This window comes from Bradyrhizobium sp., assembly GCF_030693485.1.
Lineage (GTDB): Bacteria > Pseudomonadota > Alphaproteobacteria > Rhizobiales > Xanthobacteraceae > Bradyrhizobium.
The window spans coordinates 1-9,513 of sequence record NZ_JAUYAN010000348.1 but is presented as its reverse complement, the minus strand read 5'-3'; the positions used below and the strand labels follow the sequence as shown (position 1 = coordinate 9,513).

The window sequence follows — 9,513 nt, the reverse complement described above, 5'->3', positions numbered from 1 at the left end:
CCCTATGCGCTGATCGATCTCTGGGAACGGCATGGCGACGACAAGCTGGCGATGCTGCGGGCCGAAAAGCCCTCGTTCGCCAAGCTGATGGTGACGCCGACGGCGCAGAACCTGATTCGGGTGTTTTTCCTGCGCGAGCAGATGAAGAAACTCGCCGGCAGCGGTAACGAAATCCAGCATGTCCACGTCATCGGGGCCGGCGCGATGGGCGGCGACATCGCGGCCTGGTGCGCAGGACAGGGTTTTCGTGTCACGCTGGCCGACATGAAGCCGGAGCCGATCGCCGGCGCGATCAAGCGTGCATCGGATCTGTTCGGCAAGATCCTGCGCAAGCGCTCCGATGTCCGCGACGCGCTGGACAGGCTGGTGCCGGATATGGACGGCGAGGGCGTCCGCAACGCCGATCTGATCATCGAGGCGGTGCCGGAAAAATTGGAGCTGAAGCAGAAGATCTACGCCGCGCTGGAGCCCCGGATGAAGCCGGGTGCGATCCTCGCCACCAATACGTCGAGCATTCCGCTGCAGGATCTGCGCACCACACTGACCAAACCCGAGCGGCTGCTCGGCCTGCATTTCTTCAATCCGGTTTCGCGGCTGCAACTGGTCGAGGTCGTCAGTCATGACGGCAGCGATCCCGCGATGCTGAAGGCGGCGATGGCCCTTGTCGGCGCCATCGACCGCCTGCCGCTGCCGGTCAGGAGTTCGCCGGGCTTTCTCGTCAACCGCGCGCTGACGCCTTACATGCTCGAGGCGATGGTGATGCTGGACCAGAAGATCGACAAGTCGGTGATCGATGCCGCAGCGGTCAAGTTCGGCATGCCGATGGGGCCGATCGAGCTGGCCGATCAGGTCGGGCTCGATATCTGTCTCGCTGTCGGGGACATGCTGCGCTCGAAATTCGGCGATCAGCTGCCGCCGACGCCAGCCTGGCTGCGCGAGAAAGTGGCCAAGGGCGAACTCGGCCGCAAGACCGGCAAGGGATTCTACCTCTGGAAGCACGGCAAGGCCGACAAGAGCGCGGTGTCGCCCTCGATGCCGGAACCAACCGATGAAATGATCGACCGGCTGGTGCTGCCGATGTCGAATGTCTGCGTCGCCGCGTTACGCGAAGGCATCGTCGACAATGCCGACACCGTTGATGGCGCCATGATCTTCGGCACCGGCTATGCGCCGTTCCGCGGCGGCCCGCTGAATTACGCGCGCACCCGCGGGCCAGAGAACGTGGTGTCGACCCTGCACGCGCTGGCGGACAAGTTCGGTGACCGCTTCGCGCCGGATGCCGGCTGGGAAAATTTCAAGTGACCGGCACCAGAGCCGTTCACGCTCCGCTCAATGCCGACACCGAGCGATGAGCTGCCGATTTCGGCCTAGGGTCAGGACCTATTCGACCGTTCACGTCATCTCTTGCGCGCCACGATGTAGGGACGGGTGTTGTTGCCCTTGGTCGCGTGGTTTTCGGTGGCGCTGATGTCGAAGCCCGCGGCAGATATAAGGTGGCTCAACTCCGACGCCCGGAACACGCTGACGTAGGGGGCCATTCCGATCGCGCGCATCGCCGGCAACAAGACAAGCCGGATAAGTGGGTTCATGTCTCCGAGGCAGGGCGTCTTGGAGATGAACAAGCCCTCCGCTGCAAGCAATGCATGGATGCGGCGCAGCGTGTCGGGCAAATCGCGGACCAGATGCAGATAGTTGAACGCCAGGACGGCATCGAACTGCCCGTTCTCAGACGTAAGTGCCTCTGCGGTCGCGGTGCGGAAGACAGGCAAAGGGGCAGGACTGGCGAGACACTTCTTCTCGGCAATCGCGATCATTTCAGCGGAAATATCCGTCGCACAATAGCTTTGCACGTCGCCCGCCAGCCTAAGCGCCGTTGTTCCTGTTCCGCAGCCCAATTCCAACACCCGGTCGTCTGGCCGCAAGAGGGCGCGGGTCCGGTCCAGCGTACGCTGATACCCGGCCTGATCGGCAATCCTGGCCTTGGCATACTTCCGTGAAGTCCGATCCCAGAAACGGGCGTCGCTCGCTGTGCTCATGGTGGAGAACTCCTTCGGGATGCGGCTTAGCATATGTGCGGGGGAGGTAAACGGCAGCAGCATGACGCTTTGAACGACGGTCAGGTGTTCCGCGTCACAATGCCCGCATCTCACCCTTGCTCCAGAATTCGCGAAGCTTGAATTTCTGAATCTTTCCCGATCCGGTCAGCGGAAATGCCTCGACCACGAACCAGTGCCGCGGTGTCTTGTGGTGGGCCAGCGAGGCGCGCATGTAGGCCGACAGCTCTTCCTTGTCGATGCTGGCGCCGGGCGCGGGACGGATGAAGGCGGCGACTTCTTCGCCCCATTTTTCGTGCGGCAGTCCGACCACGGCGACCTCGCCGACCTTGGGATGCCGAAACAGCAGTTCTTCGAGTTCGCGCGGGTAGATGTTCTCGCCGCCGCGGATGATCATGTCCTTCAGGCGGCCCTCCACGGTGCAGTAGCCGCGCGCGTCCATGGCGCAGAGATCGCCGGTATGCAGCCAGCCCTCGGAATCGATCGCCGCGGCAGTGGCGTCGGGCATTTCGAAATAGCCCAGCATGATGTGATAACCGCGCGTGCAGAACTCCCCGATCTCGCCGATCGGTACCGTCTTGCCGGTGTCGGGATCGACGATCTTGGTTTCCATGTTGGGTAGCGGCAGGCCGATGGTGCCGGCCTTGTCCTCGATCGTATCCGTGGTCAATGTCTGCGCGGCCACCGGCGAACATTCGGTCTGCCCGAACACGATGGTGAAGGGCGCTCCCAGTTTCTGCTCCAGCAAGGTGACGAGCGCGGCCGGTACGGTCGAGCCGCCCGAACAGATCGCCTTGACCGACCTGAGATCCGTCGTTGCGAAGGAGGGATGTTCCAGCAACGCCACCAGCATGGTCGGCACGCCGAGCATGGCATTGCCGTGGTAGGTTTCGAACAGTTCGAGCACGAGGCCGGGTTCGAACGCCTCCAGCAGCACCTGGGTCGCCGCCTTGGAAACCGCGCCGAGCACGCAGCAGACGCAGCCGCCGGTGTGAAACAGCGGCATGGTGGTGATAAAGACGTCGCCCGGGTCGATTCCCATCCGCTCGGCGGTGTCGGCGCCGTTGTTGGCGAGGCCGCGATGATGCAGCAACGCGCCTTTCGGAAACCCTGTGGTGCCCGAGGTATACTGGATCATCACGGGATCGGTCGGCTGGACGTCGGGAAGCGCGATGCCGCTGTCGTCGCCGGCGACGATGAAGGCCTGCCAGTCTTCGAAGCAGACGATCTCGCGCAGCTCCGCACAGCGCGGCGCGACCTCGCGTACGGTTTCCAGCATCGGATTGCCACGGAAGGCATTGACCACGAACACGCCGGCCGCGCGCGATTGCTTCAGCACATATTCGACCTCGTTGGCCCTGAAGCCGGGATTGACCGTGACCAGCACCATACCGGCCAGCCCGGCGCCGAATTCCAGCATGACCCATTCGGGCAGGTTCTGCGCCCAGACCGCGATCCGTTCGCCCGGCTTGAAGCGGCCGAGCAAAGCGCGCGCGGTGCGTTGCGCCTCGCGGTGGAGTTCGGCATAGGTCCACTGGCGGCGCAGCGCGGGATCGGGGACGCCCGATATCAGCGCGATCCGGTCCGGCGCCGACCTCGCGGCCTGTTCGAGCAACCGGCCGAGCGTGATGTCGCGCACCGCGGGCGTTGTCGGTCCCGCCACGTAAGATTCCGTCAAAGCCGATTCCATCAAGGTCATGCTCGCCTCCCGGTGCCGGGCGTCGCCGGCGATTGATCCGACTATGGCATTCGGCGTGGATCGTTGCAGCCGTACGACGAACGATTCTTGAGCTTTTGTTTGGGCTTTGTCTTCCCGGCAGCGATTGACGCCCTGTTTGGTCCGCTGTTAGTCCGGACAGAGAATCGCGCGAACCCAACGCGTGTGACGGGAGCGAAAATGCAGGCGACAATGCAGGACATGAAGGTGACGGCCGCTGGCTACGATTTCGGAGCGGCGCGCGCCGCCATAGGCCGGCTGGTCGACGGCGACATACTTTCCGGCGTGTCGTCCGCGGTGCTGGTCGGCCGGGATCTGGTGGATGTGAATTGTACCGGATGGGCCGACAAGGAAGCGCAGATCCCGTTGCGATCAGATCATTTGTTCCGGGTGTTCTCCAATACCAAGCTGATCACCTCCTGCGCCGCACTGCTGCTGCTGGAGGAAGGCCGCTTCCAGCTCGACGACCCCGTCGAGAAGTTCATTCCGCAGCTTGGCAACCGCCATGTGCTGCGCCCGGGCGCGACTTCGCTTGGAGATACCGAGCCGGCGAAGGGATCGATCACCATTCGCCAATTGCTGAGCCATAGCTCGGGGCTGAGCTACGGCCTGTTCGATCCGGGCTCGGTTACGTTCAAGGCATACCAGGAACGCAAGGTGCTCAACCCCACCACGACGCTGGTCGACATGGTCGACACGCTGGCGGAGCTGCCGCTGGTGTATCACCCGGGCACGTCATGGGAATATTCGGTCGCGACCGACGTGGTGGGACGGCTGGTGGAGGTCGTCAGCGGCGAGGCTTTGGACAAGTTCATCGAGCGGCGGATTTTCGCTCCGCTCGGCATGGTGGATACCGCCTTCGCCGTGCCGGAAAAAGACCGCGGCCGGCTCGCCGCCTATTATGCCGGGGCGGATCTGATGGATCCGATGAAGCCGGGACTGACCCGCACCGATAACTCGCCCTGGCCCGGGGCCTTCGTACGCCCTTGGCCCAGGTTGAGCGGCGGTGGCGGCCTGGTGTCGACCTTGCCGGACATGGTGGCGCTCATCCGGAGCCTGCTGCCGGGCGGACCGACCCTGCTCAAGCCTGAAACGATTGCCCAGATGATGACCAATCAGCTGCCTGAAGGGGTCTGGATGCGCTTCCCGATCACGGGAGAACTGGTCGGCAAGGGCTACGGGCTGGCGGGCGCGCTGACCGTGCGGCCTTCGCCGTTCGATCACGGCGATGCGGCCGGCGAATTCTGGTGGGGCGGCGTGGCCGGCACGCAATGGTGGATTTCGCCCAAAACCGGCGTCGCCGGCCTGTTGATGACGCAGCGCCAGATGGCGTTTTTCCATCCCTTCGCCATCGAGTTCAAGCGTCTGGCCTATGAGGCGGTCAAGCGCAGGGGCTGACGAAACGGTGGGCCGACCTCACCTCGCCGCTTGCGGGGAGAGGTAAGGCTCACCAACCTCTCCAATCCCTACGGGCAGGGGCGCTCATAGCCGTCGCGGCCGATAAAGGTGCCGGTGCGCGGATTGTAGGAGCGGAAGCGCGTGCAGGCCGGCGCGTCGTCGTAATATTGCTGCCGCGGCGCATATTGCTCGCGGGGAGCGTATTGCACCGTCTGGCAATAGCGCGGCGAAACGCCGACCCAGGATCCGTCGCCTTGCTGCACGTAGCAGCCGTTCTGGTAGTAGCGATAGCCGCCCGGCCGCGGCTCGCCCTGGGCTCCGATCGCGGCTCCAGTGCCGGCACCGATGACCGCTCCGACCGCCGCACCGCTACGGCCGCCGATCGCCCCGCCGACAATGGCGCCAGCCGCGCCGCCGAACAGGGCGCCGCCGAGCGTACTTTCCTGCGCCGCCGCCTGTTGGGCTGGCGCGCAGACCGCGAGTGCAAGTAGCGCCATAGCTGCGAATTTCGTGATCATGTCCGTTCTCCAGCCAGTTTGAGCGAGTCACCCTCGCAGCCACCTTTGCGGCCAGCCTTGACGCTGGTCAAGAGGCTGCCGCAGCCCAGTAACATTTTCGCGCCGGCATGGTTATTGGCCCGGACTGGAATGAGGGCTGAAAGCAAATGTCGGACACCTTCATTATCGAGGTCGGCTCGCAGGCCGCCGGACTCGTCGTGCGCGATCCCGGGGGCTACCGCTTCTTCGCCGCCACCCACCGCTTCAATTCGCTGGAACATCGCGCGCGAGGCCGAACGAGCGGCGCGGCTCCTGCTGCAGCGCGGGTTGATTGCCGCCTAGGCTGGTAACCGCAACCGGCATCCGCAAGCGCGCAGCCGATCTGCTTCGTTGACCCGATCCCCGAACCGCCGCACCATGGGGCTTGTTTCCCGAGGTGCTCCCGTGACCGGCCTGTCCCACCGCCAAACCGAAATTCTCAATATCGCCCGCGCCTTCGGCAGGGTGATGGTGGACGATCTCGCCCGCCGTTTCGAGGTTTCGGCACAGACCATCCGCAAGGATCTCAACGATCTCTGCGACAACCGCTCGCTGACCCGGATCCATGGCGGCGCCATCATTGCCTCCGGCGTCGAAAACCTCGCTTACGAGGCGCGCCGCTTCGTCGCCGCCGAGGAGAAGAAGGCGATCGGGGCGGCCGCCGCGGCGCAGATTCCGAACGGCTGCTCGCTGTTCATCAACATTGGCACCACGACGGAAGAGGTTGCGAGCGCGCTGACCTCGCACCAGGACCTGCTGGTCATCACCAACAACCTCAACGTCGCGATGCTGCTGTACCGGCATCCGCGTATCGAGGTGATCGTCGCCGGCGGCGCGGTGCGCCGCGCCGACGGCGCGGTGATCGGCTCGACCGCGATCAGCCTGATCGGCCAGTTCAAGGTCGACTACGCCATCATTGGCGCCTCCGCGATCGACGAGGAGGGCGCGCTGCTGGATTTCGACTATCGCGAAGTGCAGGCGGCGCAAGCCATCATCGCCAATGCCCGCAGCGTGATGCTGGTCGCCGACTCGACAAAACTTCGCCGCAGCGCGCCCGTGCGCATCGCCCATCTCAGCCAGATCCAGACCTTCGTGACCGACGCGGCCTTGCCGGCGGGAATCGCCAGCATCTGCCAGCACCGAGGCATCGAGGTCATCGAGGCGATGCCGACTCCGGCAGTCGATATCGATGAGCCGGGCCACGAGCCCGCGTCGACCGTGACGCGCTTGCGCTAGGACGAATATCCAGGATCAAATCCAGGCCAATTGAGGCTTCGGCACTGCAACGGAGCGGCGGACGATGCGCGGGATTTGGCAGTGGCCCTTGAACTGCGGGCTTTCAGCAATTCATCGAACTTCGCGAACGGCAGCGGGGGCGAGACAAAATAACCTTGTCCTTCCTCGACGCCGCAAGCGATCAGCGCCTTGAGTTGTTCGAAGGTTTCGATTCCCTCGGCGATGACGGTCATGGCCAGATCGTGCGCCAGGTGCACCAGCATCTGCACGATCGTCGCGGCCGAATCATCCTCGGTGATCCCGTCGACAAGGAATTTGTCGATCTTGATGGTGTTGACGCCCAGCCGCTTGATCTGGGACAGACCGCTGTGCCCGACGCCGACGTCGTCCATCGCGACCCTGAAGCCGAGTTCGCGCAGCTCTTTCACGACCGCCGCGGCCCCGTCGAGATCGGACAGTTCGCTGCGCTCGGTCACTTCCAGCATGATCTGTCGCACCGAAACTTTCGCGGCAGCGACGACGCGGCGCAGCGTTTCGACGAAGCCGTCGCTGACAAGATGACGCGGCGTCACGTTGACGGACAGCTTGAAAAGCTTGTCTTCCCGTAGGCGCGGATACATTTCCTCGAGGGCGGTTCCCAAGATCAGCCAGGTCAATGCCTCGATGCGCCCGCTGGATTCGGCGAGCGGAATGAAGTTCATCGGGGGAATGACGGTGCCGTCCGTGCGGATCCATCGCGCCAGCACTTCGCCGCCTCGAATCTCCCCGCTGCGCAGATCGAAGGTCGGCTGAAAGAACGGCTTGAACTCATGCCTTGCCAGAGCCCGATCGATATCGGCGATCGGGTTCGCAACCCTAGGCGAGAGCTTCCAACATCCGGCTTAGAGGCCGGGCGATGGCTCATTTCTTCCGCAACCTGCCTCATGGCGGGTCAATCGCGGTCATCCCCTTTTCGCTTGCTTTCACATTTTGTTGTGATTTATTGCAAATCGAAAGCGAAATCGCCAAAATGAATGGGCGAGCGCCGGGGACGCGCCACTTGGACAAGATTTTCGACCTCGCAATCATCGGCGGCGGCATCAATGGCTGCGGCATCGCGCGCGATGCGGCGGGTCGGGGAAATTCTGTTTTTCTCTGCGAAATGAATGATTTGGCAAGTGGGACATCGTCCTGGTCGACCAAGCTGGTACATGGCGGGCTGCGCTACCTCGAATATTACGAGTTTCGTTTGGTGCGGGAGGCGCTGATCGAGCGCGAAATCCTCTGGCAGATCGCGCCCCACATCATCCGCCCCCTGCGTTTCGTTTTGCCGCACCATTCCGGGTTGCGTCCGGCCTGGCTGTTACGGCTAGGGTTGTTTCTCTACGACCACATCGGCGGCCGCAACCTGCTGCCGCCGACGCGCTCGGTCGATCTGACCCGGGATGAGGTGGGCAGGCCCTTGGTCCCCAACCGCTACACCAGGGCCTTCGAGTATTCCGACTGCTTCGTCGATGACGCGCGCCTCGTGGTGCTCACGGCGCGCGATGCAGCCGACCGCGGCGCCGAGATCCGCACCCGCACCCGCGCGGTCGCGATCCGGCAAGTAGACGGCATCTGGCACGTCAAGGTCGAGGACACATCGGGTGGTGTTCGCTCGACGATCAAGGCCCGCGCGCTGGTCAATGCCGGCGGCCCATGGGTCGAGGACGTCCTGCGATCCGGCGCCGGCGTCAATGCGCGCGCCAAGGTGCGGCTGGTGCAGGGCTCCCACATCGTGGTGCGAAAACTCTACGCCCACGACCGCGCCTACATGTTCCAGAACAGCGACGGCCGCATCGTGTTCGTCATTCCCTACCAGGACGACTTTACGCTGATCGGCACTACCGACCGCGATTTCGACGGCGACCCTTCGAAGGTGAAGGCCTCGACCGAGGAGATCAAATATCTCTGCGATTCCGTCAGCGAATATCTCGCAAAGCCGGTCAGCCCGGAGGATGTGGTGTGGACCTATGCCGGCGTGCGTCCGCTCTATGACGACGGCGCCAGCGAAGCCAAGGCCGCCACCCGCGACTACGTTTTCGAACTCGACACCCCCGGCGGCGCGCCGATGCTGTCGATCTATGGCGGAAAGATCACCACCTATCGCCGTCTTGCCGAGGAGGCGCTCGAACGTCTTGCGCCCTATCTGGGCAGCTTCAAAGCCAAGGAAGGCTGGACCGGAAAATCGCCGCTGCCCGGTGGCGACATGGATGTCTCGGCGGTGGCGGCGCTGTCGGCCGAACTGGCGCGGAATTATCCGTTCCTGACGCAGGCCCACGCCAGCCGTCTGGCGCATGCCTATGGCACCCGTGCCGTCAAATGGCTCGGCAATGCCAAATCACTCGATGATCTCGGCTTGTCGTTCGGCGCCGGTTTGACCGAGAGTGAGGTCCGATACCTGATGGCTCACGAATGGGCCCGCAGCGCCGAGGACATCGTCTGGCGGCGCTCGAAACTCGGGCTACGCCTGTCGGTGGGCGAAATTGCCGCTCTTCAAGACTGGATTGCCGCCAACCACGTTACGCCGGAGCGCCCCTTGCTGGAAGCGGGA

Annotated in this window: 9 protein-coding genes and 1 pseudogene; 5 read left to right on the top strand and 5 right to left on the bottom strand. The window is 63.8% G+C overall.

Going from position 1 to position 9,513, the window contains the following annotated elements:
• Positions 1–1,302: 3-hydroxyacyl-CoA dehydrogenase family protein (locus Q8N40_RS25840; RefSeq protein WP_305713826.1), on the top strand; the 1,302-nt coding region annotated here is incomplete at its 5' end.
• Positions 1,303–1,397: 95 nt separating this feature from the next.
• Here Q8N40_RS25840 and Q8N40_RS25835 read toward each other — a convergent pair.
• Both Q8N40_RS25835 and Q8N40_RS25830 read right to left on the bottom strand, forming a co-directional pair.
• The gene (locus Q8N40_RS25835) at positions 1,398–2,036 is read right to left on the bottom strand and encodes a bifunctional 2-polyprenyl-6-hydroxyphenol methylase/3-demethylubiquinol 3-O-methyltransferase UbiG (protein ID WP_305713828.1); all 639 of its coding nucleotides are present in this window, start codon (positions 2,034–2,036) and stop codon (positions 1,398–1,400) included.
• A 94-nt stretch (positions 2,037–2,130) separates the two neighbouring features.
• A complete protein-coding gene (locus tag Q8N40_RS25830) occupies positions 2,131–3,717 on the bottom strand; it encodes an AMP-binding protein (protein ID WP_305713825.1) in 1,587 nt (528 codons plus the stop codon).
• 234 nt (positions 3,718–3,951) lie between these two features.
• Here Q8N40_RS25830 and Q8N40_RS25825 point away from each other — a divergent pair, with 234 nt between their 5' ends.
• The gene (locus tag Q8N40_RS25825) at positions 3,952–5,169 is read left to right on the top strand and encodes a serine hydrolase (RefSeq protein WP_305319145.1); all 1,218 of its coding nucleotides are present in this window, start codon (positions 3,952–3,954) and stop codon (positions 5,167–5,169) included.
• A gap of 68 nt (positions 5,170–5,237) precedes the next feature.
• Here the strand turns inward: Q8N40_RS25825 and Q8N40_RS25820 are convergent, their stop codons facing one another.
• Positions 5,238–5,378 (bottom strand): BA14K family protein, encoded by a 141-nt coding sequence (locus Q8N40_RS25820; protein WP_305713827.1) that lies wholly within the window; start codon positions 5,376–5,378, stop codon positions 5,238–5,240.
• Between the two features lie 6 nt (positions 5,379–5,384).
• Positions 5,385–5,687: pseudogene (locus tag Q8N40_RS25815) on the bottom strand (glycine zipper domain-containing protein); the annotation flags it as partial.
• A 146-nt stretch (positions 5,688–5,833) separates the two neighbouring features.
• Here Q8N40_RS25815 and Q8N40_RS25810 point away from each other — a divergent pair.
• Both Q8N40_RS25810 and Q8N40_RS25805 read left to right on the top strand, forming a co-directional pair.
• Positions 5,834–6,016 carry a hypothetical protein gene (locus Q8N40_RS25810; RefSeq protein ID WP_305713824.1) on the top strand — a complete coding sequence of 61 codons (183 nt, stop codon included), beginning with the start codon at positions 5,834–5,836 and terminating at the stop codon, positions 6,014–6,016.
• Positions 6,017–6,110: 94 nt separating this feature from the next.
• Entirely contained in the window at positions 6,111–6,941 is an 831-nt protein-coding gene (locus Q8N40_RS25805; protein WP_305713823.1) for a DeoR/GlpR family DNA-binding transcription regulator, read from the top strand.
• On the opposite strand, the gene Q8N40_RS25800 is transcribed toward Q8N40_RS25805, so the two are convergent.
• Positions 6,938–7,717, bottom strand: a complete 780-nt coding sequence (locus Q8N40_RS25800) for an EAL domain-containing protein (protein ID WP_371135818.1) — start codon at positions 7,715–7,717, stop codon at positions 6,938–6,940. The genes Q8N40_RS25805 and Q8N40_RS25800 overlap by 4 nt on opposite strands.
• A 233-nt stretch (positions 7,718–7,950) precedes the next feature.
• Here Q8N40_RS25800 and glpD point away from each other — a divergent pair.
• A partial coding sequence (gene glpD, locus Q8N40_RS25795; RefSeq protein WP_305713822.1) for a glycerol-3-phosphate dehydrogenase occupies positions 7,951–9,513 on the top strand: 1,563 nt, incomplete at its 3' end.